Here is an 18,299-nt window from a genome sequence, read left to right as displayed (position 1 = left end):
CTAAACAAAGACTAAGACAAGAGCAAAAGCTAATATGAAAGATAATATTATAAATGATAAAAGAATGGAGAATTTATTTTTTGCTATAAAAGGAAGTTTATCATAATAAGTACCAACTTTTATTTTTTTCGATTTTGAACTATTTATAAATAAAATTTTATTATGATAATTATATTGCTTAACAATATCTGTTTGTCTTACTTTTAATATATCTTCTTTAACTTCTGCTGCAGATTGATATCTAAAGTTTGGTTCTTTTTCAATCATTTTAAGAATTATATTTTCTAAACTTTGTGGGATTGCTGGATTTATAAGTCTTGGATATGTTGGACTTTCTTTTATATGTCTAGTTGCAATTTTCTTAGGATCTTTTCCTATGAAAGGGGCAATACCAGTTGAAAACTCATACAACATAATTCCTAATGAATAAATGTCACTTTGAGGCGTTGGTTTTTGAGCTGCTATTACTTCGGGTGGCATATATTTAGGAGTACCTATCGCTTTTTCAGCTTCCGATTCAAAACCTTCCATTACTGATATACCAAAATCAGCTAACTTTACTTGGCCACTTTTTGTTAATAGAACATTGTCAGGTTTAATGTCACGATGTATTATTCCAAGTTTATGAGCATTATCAAGTGCATCACATAATTTAGTAAAATAAAATTTAATTTCTGAAAGCGTCATGGCTCCAAATTGTTGATATTTATCTTTTAAAGTTCCACCGTCAACATTTTCTAAAATAATAAATCAATCACTACCTGATTGAAAAACATCATAAAGTTTAACTACATATGGATTATTTCCCAGCTTTGCAAAAGCTTCTTTTTCAATTTCAAATCTTTCTTGCCCTGCAGGTTTTAGAACAATTTCAGGAGATATAATTTTTACTGCTACAATGTTTTTTGTATACAAATCAATTGACTTATAAACTGATGCCATTCCACCTTTACCAAGTCTTTCAATAACTTGATATCTATCTGCTAATAAATCTCCTTTAATATATTCTTGCATATGTGTCTCCTTACTTATAATAATAACAAAAAAAATGGATTCTACTCCACTTCAATTATTAGTATAGTTAAATTATCTGTTGATACATTTTCCTTAGCATCTTCAATTATATAAAAAGCTTTGTCTTTTAATTTTATTTTTTTATTTCCTAAAGTTGAAATAGTCAAATCATTATCCATGTAATCATGAATTCCATCTGTTGTTAGTATGTATATACCTTTCATTTCTTCAATGTAGTAAGTATCGATTCTAAGTGTTTTTTGTGGTCCAAGAGCACTAGTTAATACCTTTCAAAAAGTAACTTCATTAACTTCACTATATAATCCAGAAATTTTCATGTCATTTCTTTCAGCCTCAGGTGTAGAATTTCATAAGTTTTGGTCCTGAGTTATTTGATGTAAATCTTCACCAACAAGTTTATAAGTTCTTGAGTCCCCAATATTTACAACAAATGCTCCTACTTTAGTAAATAAGATAGCTGTTAAAGTAGTACCCATATCCTTAGTTTCAAAATGGTCATTAGAATATTCGACCATCTCATTTAAAATTTCATTAACACTATTTCTCAGTCATCTATTGATATCTTTGTTACTCATTCCATTAAAATCTTGTGAATCAAATAATGTTATGAACTTCTCAACAGCAATTTTTGAAGCAACCTCTCCATGTGCGTGTCCACCCATACCATCACATACTATACCAAATGCATATCCATTACCATTTTCAGAAAATCCTGCATAATCTTGATTAAGTTTTCTGTAATTTCCAATGTCAGTTAGCATTGCATGTTTAAATTTCATTTTTAATAATTCCTTCTCTTTTGGCTCTTAATTGACCACAGGCAGCATTTATATCAATACCATATTCTTTTCTCAAAATAGCATTAACATTTAGTTTTCTTAAAACTGAAAAGAATTGACCAATTTTAGTTGATCTTTTGAATGGGTTTTCTTCAACTTCATTATATGGAATCAAATTAACATACCCATTTATTCCCTTAACTAACTTAGCCAGCTCTCTTGCATTATCTTCAGAATCATTTACATCTTCAATTAATATGTATTCAAAAGTAATTCTTCTATTTGTTTTTTGAATATAATATTTTATTGCATCCATCAATTTTTCAACTGGATATGCTTTATTTATAGGCATAAGTTTATTTCTTATTTCATTGTTTGGTGCATGTAATGATATTGCAAGATTAACTTGTGATTGCAAATCAGCAAACTCTTTTATTTTTGGAACGACTCCACAAGTAGATACTGTAATGTGTCTGGCACCAATATTGAAACCATAATCATCATTTATAATATTAACAAAGTTTCATACATTATCAAAATTATCAAATGGTTCACCAATACCCATTACAACAACATGACTTACTCTGGCTCTTGGACTATCAGGATCATTTTTATACTTTTCTTTTAATAGAAGATTAATCGCTAGAATTTGTAAAACCATCTCGTGAGTTTCTAAATTTCTTTCGGTTTTAATTAACCCTGATGCACAAAACTTACAAGCCATTTTACATCCTACTTGAGTTGTTATACAAACTGACTGTCCATACTTTTGAGGCATCAATACAGTTTCAATAGTTCTTTTATCATCAAGCATAAATAATAATTTTATTGTTCCATCATGTGATTCTTCTGAAACTAACATGTTTAAACTATTAATTATAAAATTTTCATTTAAGAATAATTTAAGTTCTTTACTAATATTAGTCATTAAAGCAAAATCTAAAACATTTTTTTCATAGATTCAATTAAAAATTTGCTTAGCTGAATATTTTTTAAATCCATTTTCTTCAAGTGTTTTTCCAAGACTTGGTAATGTGTAATTAAATATACTATTTTTCATGTTATCTCCATTTATAATTATAACATACATAGTGTTATATCATATTTCTATGTCTTAATTAGTTTACATATATAAAATCCATTTGTGTTGTATTCATAACCAAAAAATTGTTTTTCATACGTTTTTTTCAAGTCTTTATGATTGTTTAAAAATTTATTTATTTGATATTCGTTCTCATTTTTATTAATTGTACATGTAGAATATACAAGTTCTCCATTTACATCAAGCATACTATACGCTTTTTCTAATAATTTTCCCTGAATATTGTATAACTCAACAAAACTATTTTTATTATGTTTTTTTAATCTTATTTCTGGTTTATTTTTTATTACACCAAATCCACTACAAGGAGCATCTAATAGAACATAATTAAATAATTCTTTAGAATCGTATTCCAATGCATCAATAAAAAATATTTCAACATTTTTTATATTTTGTCTTTCAAGGTTTTTGTATAAAATATTTTTTTTGCTTAAATTTTTTTCAATACCAACTATTTTTGACGTTCCTTTTGTAAGGTTATATAAATAACTCAACTTGCCACCAGGTGCACAACACATATCGATAATCTTGCTATTACTTTTTGGATTTAAAACTTCACATGCTAATCCGCTAAGTGGGTCTTGTAAATAAACAGTTCCGTATTTTAATAAATCTGTTTCAAATATTTTATTATTTATTTTATAAAAATTTTTTGTTAGTTCAAACTTTTCAGCATTTAACAATTCTTTATAATTATTTAAAAAATGCTTTTCGTCCATTATTTCTGAGTTTAATCTTAAATATAAGTGCTCATTGTTATTAACATCATTTAATCAATCGTCGGCAATACTTTGACCATACTGTTTTTTTATGAAATCATATAGCCAAAAAGGAATTCCTTTAGTTAAAGGAATAATATTTTTTTTGTTTTTTATGTTTACAATTCACAGTTCTTTATTTTCAAGTTTTCTAACAACCGCATTTACTAAGGCTGCGTAATTGCTATCTATTTTTTTTGCTAGTAATACGGATTCATTGACAACAAAATAACCTTTTGAATTTAAAAACTTAAATTGATACAATGCCATTAGCAAAATAATAAAAATCTTTTTATTTTTTACTTCAGTTTTAAGCAACTTATTTACAACATATTCTAAATAAATTTTGTACTGAATTACACCATAAACTAGTTTAAAAACAAAAAAAATATCGCTTTTTGATAAATTACTTTTTTCTTTAGTTTTATTTAAAAGCTTGTTAGAAAACTTATTATTATAAATTATTTCATTAAGTAAATTTAAAGCTAAATTTCTTGCATTCATATTTAATCTTGTTCCATTGTAAAGAAATTGAAATCTAACATGAACTTTTCTGCAATAATTTTAACTCTTGAGAAATTATCTAGGCAAACCAATTCTTCGTATGCTAAAACATATTTATAAATTTTTTGGGTTAAAAAATTAATTAAATACTCCTCAAAGTCAAAATTATTGTTTTCTTTGTAATCATCTAAATGAATTACATTATCTTTTCAATTATTTACCAAGAACATATATTGTTCAATTATTATTTTTTTTACATCTTCTTTTAATTTATAGTATTTACTATTTTTTCAATCTTCATGTAAAGTATTCTCTTTTAATAATACTTCTTTAACTTTATTGACAGCATCTTCAACACTTTCAATTGTAATTACATATTGATATTTATGTTTTAAAGGTATTTCTAATAAGGCTTTATCTAACCTTTGTTTAATAACTTCATTATTTTCAGTACCTCTATTTCTTAATCTATTTTCTAATTGTTTTAAATTTGGAGGCATTAAAAAAATTGAAACTAAATTATCTGGAGATTCTTTTTTAAGTATTTGAGTTGCACCAATCACTTCAATTTCTAGTACTACGTTTTCTCCTTTTTCAATTTTTTCGTATAAGTACTTCCTAGGTGTACCATAAAAATTTCCTATAAATTCTGCATATTCAATTAATTCATTGTGCTCAATAGCATCTTTAAAAGTTGATTTATCAACAAAAAAATAGTTTACACCATCCACTTCACCAGGTCTTGGTGATCGAGTTGTCATTGATATTGATTGTGTTAAATTTAAAGATTTATCCTTGGCTAACTCCTTATTAATGGTCCCTTTCCCAACACCTGAAGGACCAGATAAAATAATAATTTTACCTTTTTTCATTTAATTTTATTCCTCTAATCTAACTATATATAAATGTTTATTCTTATAATATTTGTATTTTAAAATAACAAAATTATCTAGATAACCAATTTTAAGTTCATCTTTTGATTCTATAATTAATATACCATATTTATTGAGTATATTACAACTTCTGATAAACTCAAAAAAACTATGATAGTATTCTATTTCTTTAAAAGGCGGATCTAAAAAAATAATATCAATTTTTGCACTAGAAGTTAATAGAAGGTTTAGGGCATTCTTATAATCTAAATTCAGTATTGTATAAAAATCCTTTTCAATGCCAACCAAATTTTCTTTTAAGATTTTTATAGCATTTTTGTTTAATTCATTAAAGTAAATATGCTTGATTCCTCTAGAAATTGCCTCTATCCCAAGAGCACCACTCCCTGCAAATAAATCTAAGCCGACTTTATTTTCAAAAACAAAGTAATTATTTAAAACGTTAAAAATATCTTCTTTTACTCTTGTTAATGTTGGTCTTGTATTAAAACCCTCTAAAACTTTTAGTTTTCTTCCTCTAAATCTTCCGCTAATAACTCTCATAAAACCTCTTTTTACTATTAAAGTAAAATTATTATATAATTATTTTTGAGGTAATTTATATGAATTTAGATTTAGAAAAAGATCTTTTACAAAAAGAAATTCCATCAAATAAATGGTTATGAAAAGATGACAAACCTGAAGTCATTAGAAATAAGTCAATTGATGTTGAAATTCCTTTGGTTGAAGAAGACGAAATTACAATAAAGAAATTAATTGACTTTGTAAGGTATAGTCAAGACCCAATATTAAATAATAAAGAAAACAAAGATCATTTAAGACCTGCAGTTGGATTAGCAGCTCCACAAATTGGAGTTAATAAAAACATGTTTTTTGCCAGATTCGAATGAAAGAAGAAAAGAAAAAATGAAGAAACTGGTGAAGTTGAAAAATATATCGAAGCAGAAGAGTATGCTATGATTAATGCCAAAATAATAGCATCTAGTCCTCAACTATCATATTTAGAAGGTGGTGAAGGATGTCTAAGTGTTGATAAAAATTATGAAGGATTAGTTCCAAGAAATTATAAAATTCAGGTTGAGGGTTATGAATGACTATCAAAAAAAAGTATTAACATTACTTTAAGGGGATACAGAGCAATTGTTTTTCAACATGAACTAGACCACAATAATGGTAACTTATATTATGACAGAATAAATAAAGAAGAACCATTTTATGCAGAAGATGACTGATATGTTGTGTAGTCATTTTTTTTATGCTTAGATATTTAGCAAGTAAAATTTGTTTTTAATAAAATTAATTCCTTAATAAAATTTGTTATAATAAAGTCAAAAGTTCTTGATATATTAATAAATTTTTTTTAATAATAAAGATAAAGTGAAAGGAATAAAATGGAAACTAACAATAAGACAAACTTATTAACAGATTTAGAAAACAAAATAGAGGTTAGAAAGTTAGAAGGTAACACCAATCCAGAAAAAAAGAGTTTAAAACACTCTGATAACCCAACTAAAGTATATGCACTAGGAGGACTAGAAGAAGTTGGTAAAAATACATATTGTATTGAGCATGATGATGAAATAATAATGCTTGATGCTGGTGTAAAATTTCCAGATAATACACAATTAGGTATTACAGCTGTAATTCCTGATTTTAGTTATCTTGTTGAAAATAAAAATAAATTAAAAGCATTATTTATAACTCATGGACATGAAGATCATATTGGTGGTATCCCATATTTATTGCAACAAGTAGACGTGCCGGTTATTTATGCACCAGAACTTGCAGCTGCGTTAATAAGAGATAGATTAAAAGAATTTAAATTGCAAAATAAAACAGTAGTGAGGGAATATACTGAAAATGATATTTATGCAACTAAGCATTTTAGAATTGAATTTGCCGCTGTTAACCACTCAATACCTGATGCATTTGGTATTTATTTAGATACTCCAAATGGTGCTATTTTTTCAACTGGAGATTATAAATTCGATTGAACCCCTTTAGGACATAATGCAAATATTCAAAGATTATCTAAGTGAGGAAATGAAGGTATACAACTTTTAATGGCTGATTCTACTAATGCTGAAGTTGAAGGCTATACAATTGGTGAAAAAAAAATAATACAAAATATAGATACACACTTTTTGAAAGCAAAAGGTAGAATAATAATTGCTTCTTTTGCATCTAATGTTCATAGATTACAACATATAATTGAATTAGCAAATAAATATAGTAGAAGAATTATAGTTATAGGTAGAAGTATTGAAAGAATTATCAAAATCATTAGACAAATTGGTCATTTAAACATTAATGATAAAATGTTCATTAAACCAAATGAAATTGATAACTACCCAAAAAATCAGATAATGATTCTATGTACTGGTAGCCAAGGTGAACCAATGGCTGCACTTTCTCGAATTTCTAGAATGGAACACCAAACTATTAAGATTATTCCTGGTGACACTGTTATTATGTCATCATCACCGATTCCAGGAAATAGAGCAGACGTAGAAAATGTAGTCAATAATTTAACAAAAATTGGAGCTAATGTTATAGAAAACAGTGGCGAAAATAAAATTCATACTTCTGGACATGCTAGTCAAGAGGAACAAAAAATTTTGTTTACTCTTCTAAAACCAAAGTTCTTTATGCCTATGCATGGAGAATATCGAATGTTAAAAACTCATGGGGAAACTGCAAGTTCAGTTAATGTAAAAAAAGATAATGTTTTTGTTGTTGCTAATGGTGATCAAATACTATTACACAATGGTACTGCAGAATTAGGAAAAAGAGTTCCTGCAGATGCCATATTTATTGATGGTAAAGATATGACTGGTAAAGCCAGCAACGTAATCAGAGAAAGAAATATTTTAAGTCATGATGGATTAATGGCAGTTATTATTTCAATTGATTCACAAACAAATAAATTATCAGCGCAACCAAGAATTGTTTCTAGAGGAAGCTTTTATGTACGTGAAAGTGGAAATGTTATAGCTGAGGCTATTAACATTGTTACTAATGCAGTGCTAAATGTTTTAAACTCTTCAAAACCAACTTTTGGGGCAATTAAAAACTCTATTAAAGAGTCTTTATCTCCTTTTATATTCAGATGTAAAAGAAGAAATCCATTAATTATACCAGTCATTTTAAACAGAAAGGCTGAAAACAAATAAAATGAAAACTAAAAAGAGTGAAATGGGGTTACTCTCCGTTATATGGGTTGGAGTAAGTTTCATTGCAGGTATTACATTCACCGCTAGTTTTGCGGGTGTAGTAACTGGCACTAATGAAAATGGTGAAAATATAGGTGTAGGAATACACATATTATGAATATTTGCACTTGAAGGTGTAGTTGCATTTATGTGTGCATGATCATTTGCAAAACTTGTAAAGTATCACCCTCAAGCTAATGGAGGAGGAGCTCAGTATATGAGAACTGCCTTCGGTAAGTTTTGAGGACTATTTATGGGTGTAATCAACTATTCAGTTATACCTTTAATAGGTATGGGTTTAATCGTATCAATGGTTAGACAAAACTTTGATGGTGGTGACAATAATTTAGTTGGTTTTGACAGTATAACTGGTTTACCAACCGGTGCTTGAGGTGCTTGAGGTAGTTTATATCTTGACTTGATTGCATTTGGTTTATATATGTTTGCTGCAACCATAATATTTTTTGGAATAAAAAGATATAAATATGTATCAGTTATAATTGGTTATTTAACCTGAGGAATAACTGTATTAATAATGATATTTGGACTAGTAGCTGGATTTACAAGTGATACTTCAGGATTGGACCAATATATAAATAACACAGGACTTGGGTTTACAACATTTAGCAAAACGTTTACAACTTGTTTCTTTGCTTTTGCAGGTATCGAAACTTTTATAGTATCAGGTAAAAACATAAAAGATAGAAGTAAAAACATGCCTATTGCTATAACTATAATAATGATTGCAACAACTATTTTTTATATAATTTTTACACTAATTGTAATGTTTGCAGTGAATGCCCCTTTCGAAGGTAACCCAAACCTGCAAATATTTAAAAAATTCAACAGCGAATTTCTAAGAAAGTTTGGACCTTGATTAATTATTACTTGTACAATACTTATGAGATTTAACTCTTCAATTCAAGTCACATTATATGGGGGTTCAACACTTGAACCACTTGGTTCGCAGAGATTTATCTCTAAGGTTTTTAACAAGGAAAATAGTGAGAGTGTGCCTGTAGCAGGTGTAATGACAACAATAATCATAATTGTAATAACTGGTTTTTTATTTTTATTTATTCCAGATTTTGTTCAAGGTATAGTTAAAAGAAAGTCACCTTTTAATTATGGAACAATTGCAAATGCAGCATCAATATTGTTGTTGCTAATTTATTACTTTGTAATACCAACTGCAATGTATCAAGGATACAAAAAAAGAGTTAAAATAAGAATTTGAGAATATGTAGCTTGATCAATAACACTTATTTTATTGAGCTTTATATTTGTAATGTATTTTATAGATTTATTTAAAGGTTTTTTAAAAACAGATGATATCCAATCAATATTAGCAAGTACTTTCCAATTATTATATTTAGTGTTATTAATAGTCATAATTTTTGTTTTATATTTTGCATATCACAAAAAAATAATGAAAAATATTAAAGATAACGAAGATGAATATCAAAAGTTGCTAGATTATGAAAAGCTCTTTAAAATAATAGAATTAAATAATTAAAAGCATTATAAATGCTTTTTTTTATTTTTTATAAAGTGTATTATAATTATTATAAGAGGTTATATGAATGAAAAAACTAATTTCTATGTGTGCAATTACTAGTATTTCTTTAAGTTTTGTTACTGCTTTTACAAGTACTTTTAGTACAAAAGAAGAACATAAAGACCCACCGCCACAAATTAAGTACGAATCAATTGAATATAGCTATGATTTATCTAAATTAAATTTTGATAATTTAGAATTTAAAAAAGAAGGTTCTATAACATTTGCTGAAATAACAAATGAAGATTTTTCAAATAGTTTTAAAACTGATGTGGCTAAAAAAATATTTGATGTTGTAGATGAATATAAAGTTACTGATTTCCAAGTTGAATCTGTAAAAACTTCATTTAATGGCTATTCAAAAGAAATACAAAACTATGACTTAAATCAATTCAAAAATTTTCTACCAAATTTAGATAAAAATATCGATAATATAAAAGAAGTTAAGCAAGTTGTAAGAATCGAAAAGCATAAAAACACATATTTGAAAGAATCTTATTATTTAAGTATGTACCTAAGTGCAGTTTTTTTAGATGCAAAGAATAATTCGCAAATAGAAAAAACAGATAAAATTAATATCTATGGAGTTGAATCATATAGACCTTTTAGTTCTCCTAGAGAAATGCAAAAGACTTTTAATAATACTTTTAAAATTTCTATAAATTATGTTATTGATATTTCACATACAGATGCTTCATTTGAATCTGAATTAACAATTTATTCAAATATAGTTGGTATTAATATTCTTAATTTAAAATATACAATTGACACAGAAGCAAATGAGTTAAAAATTTTAGATTACATTCATAAAACAAAAAAAATAGATTACCCAACAAAATTAGATAAGTTATCATCACCTGAAAATAAAAATTCTATTACAATTTTTGATTACAAATTAGACTCTAACAATAAGTATTCATTAGGAGAAGGTTATGCTGATAATAATGAAGAGTTCGTTAAGGAATACTTTTATGCTAAAATAACTCATTATGAAGAGGTCAAAGGTGAATTTTATATTCTTATAAAATATGAATCACTTTAATAACTCATTTTATATATAAGTTAAAAATAAATCTAAAATAGTGATAATATTACTTTAGGAGGTGAATTATTATTAGACCAGGAAGATCAATGAGTTCTATAAGAACTTGACTAATTATTGCAAACATTTTCGGAGTCATATCTGCTACATTTGGAATTGTAGTTCTAATATATATTGCACAACTTTTTTTGAGACAAGGATTAAGCTCTAGCGACCTTGCTATGTTAACAGAAAATATTAAACCAGAATATATACCAGTTTTATTCTCAGTTATGGCATTCCTAGCTTGTGGAAATCTATATTATTGTTGTTATATTATCAACTTTGTAAGAAAATCTGATGATGATACATTAATAAACAATAGATGAATATTAGCAGTATTCTCTTTATCAGTTGGTGGATTATTTACACCATTTGTTTTAGCTCAGATGCCAAATGTTGAAGTTAAATCATCAAGTGATCCAAAATTTACTATTTCTAAAGCTTATGGTGTTAACGCATTACTTGCACCAATTGTTGGAGTTTCTTTTTACTTTATATTCTTAAAAGGAACTGGATTAAGTATGGGTATGAGTCAAACTAATCAAATTGTATGAATTGTATTTGCAGTAATTGGTTTTTGAGGAATTTTAAACTGTGCATTATTTGCTGGGCCAAACGCTAAAAATGTTTGGGACAAAAAAGGTGCTGGTTATAAATTTATGAATTTAATAGCTGTTATTAATTTAGTTTATGCAACAATAATATTAATTATTCAAATAATATTATCAATATTGACAATCATTTCAATAATAGCAGACTTATTTAATCCAAAAAACAAAGGAATATTTGGTTTCTTTGATGCCCTATTGGCACCATTAAAAATTGCAATGCAATTATTCATTATTTATACTATAGTTAAAACAATTAAAGGTTTGTGATCTAAAGGAAACTCATTCCAATATGGAGTTTATACAAATCTATCAGAAAAACAAAAAAATTACGAAATGAATAGATAAAACTACGAAAGTAGTTTTTTTTTTAATTTATAAAAGATATATTGTCATTTTTATCTTGTTTAATAATCATCAAATCTTTATTTATCATTAATGCTCTACTTATAAAAAAATTTGAGAAGATATTTTTTTTACATGTATCAATATTATAAATATAAGTTATGTTTTCTTTATAATTAGAAATTAATACGTTTCTTTCGTTAATGTAATAAATTTTTTTATAATCTCTACTATCATCAATCTTCTTTATACATTTGAATTTTTTATTATATAAAAATATTTGTTCATAACTATTTTGTATTACAAAACTATCAGCAAAACTAATTATATTAACAAAATCTAATTCAATAAACTTCTGTTTATTATATAAAAAGCAATTTCTATTTTTTTTAAATATATATTCATCGTTTGAATATCCAAAATATATGCAGTCTTGAAGTTCATTAATTAATTCACCTTCAAAAGTTTTATTTTCAATTATTTTATTATCATCAACAAGAGAAATGCATATAGACTCCTTAAATTTATATACATTTTGTACAAATAATTGGTTTAGTTTTACTATTTCTAAATCACTCATAGAGCCTTCTATGGGATTGAATTCTGTTGGATTTGGGTTAGAAAGGAAGTACCTATTAATGTTAGATCTGATTTTAAGATTTTCTAAAACCTTAAAAACTTTAACTTTTGCTATAAAACAATTTTTTTTATAAGGTTCTGAATTTGTTATGTATAAATAATCATCTACTAAAAAGAAATTTTTTATTCACGCTGTATTATCGATTTTTCTAATTTTCAAATATAGCTCTCCTTTAAAAAATAATATTGATATTTTAACATAAAAAAAATCTTATGTATTAACATAAGATTTTAATATTATTTATTTTGGATTATATCAACACCAGGAAGAACTTTACCTTCCATATATTCAAGTGATGCACCACCACCAGTTGAAATGTGTGTAAACTTATCTGAGAAGCCTAATTGAATTGCTGCTGCTGCAGAATCACCACCACCAATTAAAGTAAATGCATCTTTTAAATTAGCAATAGCTTCGCAAACTCCTACTGTTCCCTTTTTAAAGTTTTCAAATTCAAATACTCCCATAGGACCATTTCATGCAACTGTTTTTGCACCTTTTAACAAGTCTTGGAATAATTCTATTGATTTTGGGCCTATATCTAATCCCATTTCGTCATCAGGTAAGTTAACTCCTGAATAATTAGATTCAGAATCTTTAAACTCAGTATTATTTGCTGAATCAACTGGTAGAACTATTTTACCATTTGCTTTTTCTAAATAACTTTTTGCTAATTCAACTTTATCTTCTTCACATAATGATTTACCAATTTTATTACCTTGTGCTTTAAAGAATGTATATGCCATTCCTCCACCAATAATTATTTTATCGGCTTTTTGTAATAAGTTATCAATTACTCCAATTTTATCAGATACTTTTGCACCACCTATAATTGCTACAAATGGGTGTTCTGGATTATCAATACCTTTTGATAACATTTCTAATTCTTTTTGAACTAAAAACCCAACACAACTTTCTGCAATGTTTGAAGCAATTCCTACATTTGAAGCGTGTTTTCTGTGTGCTGTACCAAATGCATCATTCACAAAGATTTCACCTAAACTTGCTCAATATTTTCCTAATTCTTCATTATTTTTTGATTCAAACTTAACAACTTCATTGTCCTTAACATCTTCAAATCTAGTATTTTCAAATAATAAGACTTCACCATTTTTTAAATTACTAATTGCATTTTCTAACTCTAAACCTCTAGTTTTATCAATAAACGCTACTTTTTTGCCTAATAATTCTTCAAGTTTTAAAGATATTGGTCTTAATGATTTTTTAGCTTTATCTGCTTCTTCTTTTATTCTGCTTAAATGTGAAAATAAAACAACTTTAGCATTATTATCAACTAAATATTTAATTGTTGGTAATGCAGCTTTTATTCTGTTATCATCTGTTATTACACCATCTTTTATTGGTACATTAAAGTCTACTCTTACAAGAACAGTTTTATTTGTAACATTTACATCATTCAATGTTTTTTTCATAAATTTTCCCCTTCTTTAAAAATAAAAAACATATCTCTTTTAACTAAATAATTAAATATATTAAAAGAAATATGTTATTTTATATTAATTATACAGTTAACATGTGTTTTATAGTACGTATAAATTGTGAAGTAAATGAACTTTCGTTATCGTATCATGCAAATACTTTCACTAATTGTTTTCCATCAACAGTCATAACTTTTGTTAATGTTGCATCAAAGATTGAACCATATTTTGATGAAACAACATCTTGTGAAACAATTTGTTTTGTACAATATTGTAATGCAAGAGCTAAATCAGCATCGGCTTTGATTGCACTTTCAATTGCACTATTTAATGATTCAACAGTTACTTCTTTTTCTAATTCAACAGTTAAATCAACTATTGATCCTGTAATAACTGGAACACGTAGTGCTAATCCATCAAGTTTACCATTTAAATTTGGTAATACTTTTCCAACCGCAGCTGCTGCCCCTGTTTTACTTGGAACTATGTTTCAAGCTGCTGCACGACCACGACGTAAGTCACTATGTGGCAAGTCTAATAATCTTTGGTCATTAGTTACAGCATGGATTGTGTTCATTAATCCTCTAACTACTCCAAATTTTTCATCTAAAATTTTAGCCACAGGAGATAAACAGTTAGTTGTACATGAAGCTGCTGAAACAATTAAATCACTAGGTGTAATTTCTTTGTGGTTAACTCCAAATACTATAGTTTTTAAATCTCCAGTTGCAGGTGCTGATATTATAACTTTTTTTGCTCCTGCATCTATATGAGCTTGTGATTTTTCTTTTGAAACATAAAATCCAGTACATTCAATTACTAAATCAATTCCAAGTGATTTTCAAGGAAGTTGTGAAGCATCTTTTTCGGCAAGAATTTTTATTTCTCTACCATCAACTATTATAGCTCCATCTTTTGAAGAGATTTTATCTGACATGAATTGTCCATGTGCTGAGTCAAATTCTAATAAGTAAGCAAGTGTATCTGCACTTGTTAAATCATTTATAGCTACTATTTCTATATCTTTTATTTCAAATAGTTGTCTAAAAGCAAGACGTCCTATTCTACCAAATCCATTAATTGCAATTTTTTTCATTGTTTTAATTTCCTTTCACCTACTAATTTTACACCCTATTTATTAATACTTTTAAAGAGATATGCTATAATTTTTTCTATATATTTTATATATGTGAATAAAATTGGAAATTTTTCTACTAGTACCTTTTATTTTCTCCTCTTAGGTTTATAAAATATGCAAGTGCCTTTATTCTTTCCGTAAACCTTTTAGTTTTAACTTTATCAAAAATCAATTGACCATTATTTTTATTTTTATTGTTAATATAGTTGTTTTCTAAATCAATTATAGAGAAATTTGAACTAAAATAAGTCTTTAGCTTTTTTTCCATTCTATAATTTAATAACCCAAATAATATTTCATCTCGGCTTCAATCACTAACCATCTCTCCACCTATATCATCAAGAATTAGCACTTCAACATCACAACAATTATCAAAAAAATAATTATTGAAATTATCTTCATTGTTATTAAAAGAATCTTTTATACTTTTTATAAGTTTATTAACAGATACAAATATAACCTTCTCGTTTCACATAGCATGTGTATTTGCAACTAATTTTAAAATGTAGGTTTTACCAATTCCTGGATTACCATATAAATAAAACCCTTTAAAATCTTTATTATTTTTAACTTTTGCAAATTCATTTAAGAAGTTTTTTAAAGATGGGTCCATTTTATAATTATCATTATTAGCCACAAATTCTTGAAGAGTTGATCTAATTTCACTTTTATCATAATCACAATATATAATATTTTTGTCCATATTATAGTATTTGTGCTCATATTTTCAATGGTTACAGTTTTCACTAGTTATGTAAAATAACTTGTTTTTATATGATAACTTTTGTTGAATACCTTTCATTATTTGTTTACACTTTGATAATGGTTCATTAGACTTACAAATTGTGAATTCATTTAAAAATGTTTCTAATATATTTGAGTTTTTAATAAGTATTTCATCAGAAATTTTAAACTTATTTATAAATTTACAAATTTGAGAATCATTTTTAAATTTAAATAATAAATCACTATCCATTACAAGTCCCCTCATAATGAAAGATCTAATTTAACATCATTATCGACATTAATTTTATAATCCTTTGTTGGTTTATTTTGATAACTATTTTCAACTATTTGATTTTTGGGTTTTATAACTCTAGAATTTTTGTGTGCTGTGATTAAATATTGCATAGCATCCTCTGCTGTTTTAATTTGATTTTCATTCAAAGACTTTGCTATTTTGTAAATATAATTTGCAACTATATTTTTTTCATTTTTTAAATATGAAAACTCTAATAAACAGTTTATAACACTATCTCTTAATTTATACTTAAGCGATAACTCTTTAATTAGTTCTTTTTGAGATTCATTTAACATTTCTGTAGATAGCAAGGCCATCATATATTGTTGGGCATCTATTGTTTCCATTTCCTTTATTTTTATGTTCTTTTTTTCAATAATTGTTGACTTAATATCAAAAAATGTATTAGAAACACTATGTAGTTTTCTTTTTAGCTCATAAGATATAAATGAAAATAACGGGTTTTTATCTTTTTCACTAATTATGTTTTTATTAAATTTTAAAATTAAATCTATAAACATACTTTCGTTTATCCTGAATAAAAGAAAGATTTCATTTATTCATTCTTTAAACATTGAATTGCTTATTTTGAATTTTATGCAATTTTCAATCAACATATTTTTTATTTTTATTAATGTTTTTTCAGAAACTATTAAATCTTTTGAAGGTTTAGGTTTTAAATAAGTACTTTTTAACATTTCATCTTCTATAATAACATTATCAAAAACATCATTAAAAGATGATGATATATCTACACATTCACTATTATTATTTATTTTATTATCATCTCTGAATATAAATCTTAAAAGTTCATAATCTGTTTTACCAACTTTTGAATATAGATAACTATTTAAGATATTGCTATTAAAAAAATTAATAGGTTCAAGTGGTGAGTTTAATGTGAATAAATAGTACTCTTTTTTTGCATTTACTAAAGTTTTCATTAAACCTACTGCCTCTAATTTTTTAATACTATCGAAATATAATTCTTGGTTTAAACCTGTTATATTAAATAATCTATTGATTTTAAGCTTAAAATTATTAATATCTTTTGATATTAATCATTCTTCAAACAAAGTTCTATAAATAGTAATTGCTTCAAAACCAATTATTGGTTGATATAAATATGTTAATATTTTTGTACTTGGTCTTTCTATTATATTATTAAGACCAACTTTGTAATCATAAAAATCCAAGATTGCTATCCTCCACTATATTTAAATATTATTTATATATTTAAATAAAATAAATAGATTTAGTATTATTTAATAAAATACCTAATCCAATGTTAATAACTTTTATCATAATTACCCATAAAATAATGGATAACCTAAGTTATCCACATATTAATATATTTTTTGACAATTCAAACAAATATATGTACCTCTACCATTAACTTTCTTTTTAATTATCTTTGAGTTGCAATTATAACAACATTGATCCTTTCTTAGATGGACTTTAAGTTCATTTTGAAATTTTCCTGATATACCATGACCAGCTTTATAAGTGCTTATAGTAGAGCCACCAAGTTCAATTGCTCTTTTTAATATTTTTTTACTAGAATTATAAATCAAATTATAATCTTTTAACGATAGTGATGAAGCTTTTCTCTCCGGATTTATTCCTGCATCAAATAATATTTCATCAGCATATATATTTCCTATTCCTGATATTTTAGTTTGATCCAATAAAACAGTTTTAATAAACTTATTTGATTTATGCATTGAATTATAAATATAATTTCCATCAACAACTTCATTAAATGGTTCAGGGCCTAGTTTTTTTAATGGATCAACAACAAGATAACTTTCTTTAGTTTCTAAGTTGAAGGTACCAAATTTTCTAGTATCGTGATATACAAGCATATAATTATCTTCGAAATAAAATATTGCTTCAATATGTTTTTCGTTTATCAATGATAAGTCATTAATAAAAAATCATTTACCTTCCATTCTTAAATGACTTATTAGAACATCATTACCTAAATCAAAAATAATATATTTACCTATTCTTGAAATATTTTCTATTACTCTATTTTTTAATCTATTCCTAAACTCCTCAATCGAAATATTAGTTTTTAGAAGTTTATTATAGAAAATGCTTACACTTTTAATTTTTTTACCAATAACACTCTTTTTTAAAATGTTAACTACTGTTTCTACTTCAGGAAGTTCTGGCATAAT

Annotated in this window: 17 protein-coding genes; 5 read left to right on the top strand and 12 right to left on the bottom strand. The window is 25.9% G+C overall.

The genetic code is table 4. The annotated features are described in order from the left end of the window. From STURON_RS01015 to rsmD, 6 genes are read right to left on the bottom strand one after another with little or no spacing between them, the layout of a single operon-like run. A complete protein-coding gene (locus STURON_RS01015) occupies positions 1 to 1,014 on the bottom strand; it encodes a serine/threonine-protein kinase (RefSeq protein ID WP_075048033.1) in 1,014 nt (337 codons plus the stop codon). A 41-nt stretch (positions 1,015 to 1,055) separates the two neighbouring features. Beyond that, entirely contained in the window at positions 1,056 to 1,814 is a 759-nt protein-coding gene (locus STURON_RS01010; protein WP_075048032.1) for a PP2C family protein-serine/threonine phosphatase, read from the bottom strand. Further along, on the bottom strand, positions 1,804 to 2,874 hold the full coding sequence (gene rlmN, locus STURON_RS01005; RefSeq protein WP_075048031.1) for a dual-specificity RNA methyltransferase RlmN: 1,071 nt from the start codon (positions 2,872 to 2,874) through the stop codon (positions 1,804 to 1,806). Before rlmN ends, STURON_RS01010 begins: the two co-directional genes overlap by 11 nt. A 47-nt stretch (positions 2,875 to 2,921) precedes the next feature. After that, positions 2,922 to 4,178 carry a transcription antitermination factor NusB gene (locus STURON_RS01000; RefSeq protein WP_075048030.1) on the bottom strand — a complete coding sequence of 419 codons (1,257 nt, stop codon included), beginning with the start codon at positions 4,176 to 4,178 and terminating at the stop codon, positions 2,922 to 2,924. A gap of 2 nt (positions 4,179 to 4,180) precedes the next feature. Beyond that, positions 4,181 to 5,050 (bottom strand): guanylate kinase, encoded by an 870-nt coding sequence (gene gmk / locus STURON_RS00995; RefSeq protein ID WP_075048029.1) that lies wholly within the window; start codon positions 5,048 to 5,050, stop codon positions 4,181 to 4,183. A gap of 6 nt (positions 5,051 to 5,056) precedes the next feature. Continuing rightward, entirely contained in the window at positions 5,057 to 5,614 is a 558-nt protein-coding gene (gene rsmD, locus STURON_RS00990; RefSeq protein WP_075048028.1) for a 16S rRNA (guanine(966)-N(2))-methyltransferase RsmD, read from the bottom strand. 71 nt (positions 5,615 to 5,685) lie between these two features. Between rsmD and def the strand changes: the two genes are divergently transcribed. The 5 genes from def to STURON_RS00965 all read left to right on the top strand — a co-directional run bounded on the left by def (position 5,686) and on the right by STURON_RS00965 (position 11,881). Then, entirely contained in the window at positions 5,686 to 6,315 is a 630-nt protein-coding gene (def, locus tag STURON_RS00985; RefSeq protein WP_174519106.1) for a peptide deformylase, read from the top strand. A 147-nt stretch (positions 6,316 to 6,462) separates the two neighbouring features. Then, complete coding sequence (locus STURON_RS00980; RefSeq protein ID WP_075048026.1) at positions 6,463 to 8,244, top strand: ribonuclease J; 1,782 nt, start codon at positions 6,463 to 6,465, stop codon at positions 8,242 to 8,244. Position 8,245: 1 nt separating this feature from the next. Next, a complete protein-coding gene (locus tag STURON_RS00975) occupies positions 8,246 to 9,799 on the top strand; it encodes an APC family permease (protein ID WP_082236155.1) in 1,554 nt (517 codons plus the stop codon). A 67-nt stretch (positions 9,800 to 9,866) separates the two neighbouring features. After that, positions 9,867 to 10,883, top strand: a complete 1,017-nt coding sequence (locus tag STURON_RS00970) for a hypothetical protein (protein WP_075048024.1) — start codon at positions 9,867 to 9,869, stop codon at positions 10,881 to 10,883. Positions 10,884 to 10,972: 89 nt separating this feature from the next. Next, complete coding sequence (locus STURON_RS00965) at positions 10,973 to 11,881, top strand: hypothetical protein (protein ID WP_075048023.1); 909 nt, start codon at positions 10,973 to 10,975, stop codon at positions 11,879 to 11,881. Between the two features lie 22 nt (positions 11,882 to 11,903). On the opposite strand, the gene STURON_RS00960 is transcribed toward STURON_RS00965, so the two are convergent. The 6 genes from STURON_RS00960 to mutM form a co-directional block, all read right to left on the bottom strand. Continuing rightward, positions 11,904 to 12,677 carry a hypothetical protein gene (locus tag STURON_RS00960; RefSeq protein WP_075048022.1) on the bottom strand — a complete coding sequence of 258 codons (774 nt, stop codon included), beginning with the start codon at positions 12,675 to 12,677 and terminating at the stop codon, positions 11,904 to 11,906. A 77-nt stretch (positions 12,678 to 12,754) separates the two neighbouring features. Then, positions 12,755 to 13,951, bottom strand: coding sequence for a phosphoglycerate kinase (locus STURON_RS00955; RefSeq protein WP_075048021.1), 1,197 nt, complete (start codon positions 13,949 to 13,951; stop codon positions 12,755 to 12,757). A gap of 88 nt (positions 13,952 to 14,039) precedes the next feature. Beyond that, positions 14,040 to 15,053, bottom strand: a complete 1,014-nt coding sequence (gene gap, locus STURON_RS00950) for a type I glyceraldehyde-3-phosphate dehydrogenase (RefSeq protein ID WP_075048020.1) — start codon at positions 15,051 to 15,053, stop codon at positions 14,040 to 14,042. 118 nt (positions 15,054 to 15,171) lie between these two features. Continuing rightward, positions 15,172 to 16,071: a DnaA ATPase domain-containing protein gene (locus STURON_RS00945; RefSeq protein ID WP_075048019.1), complete on the bottom strand. Its 900-nt coding sequence runs from the start codon at positions 16,069 to 16,071 to the stop codon at positions 15,172 to 15,174. Beyond that, entirely contained in the window at positions 16,071 to 17,312 is a 1,242-nt protein-coding gene (locus tag STURON_RS00940) for a DnaD domain protein (RefSeq protein ID WP_075048018.1), read from the bottom strand. The genes STURON_RS00945 and STURON_RS00940 overlap by 1 nt, the downstream gene beginning before the upstream one ends. Before the next feature lie 150 nt (positions 17,313 to 17,462). Further along, a complete protein-coding gene (gene mutM, locus STURON_RS00935) occupies positions 17,463 to 18,296 on the bottom strand; it encodes a DNA-formamidopyrimidine glycosylase (protein WP_075048017.1) in 834 nt (277 codons plus the stop codon). Positions 18,297 to 18,299: the final 3 nt, after the last annotated feature.

Origin of the sequence: Spiroplasma turonicum (genome assembly GCF_001262715.1) — a bacterium.
Classification (GTDB): domain Bacteria; phylum Bacillota_I; class Bacilli_A; order Mycoplasmatales; family Mycoplasmataceae; genus Spiroplasma_A; species Spiroplasma_A turonicum.
This window is presented reverse-complemented; position numbering and strand designations above follow the sequence as displayed.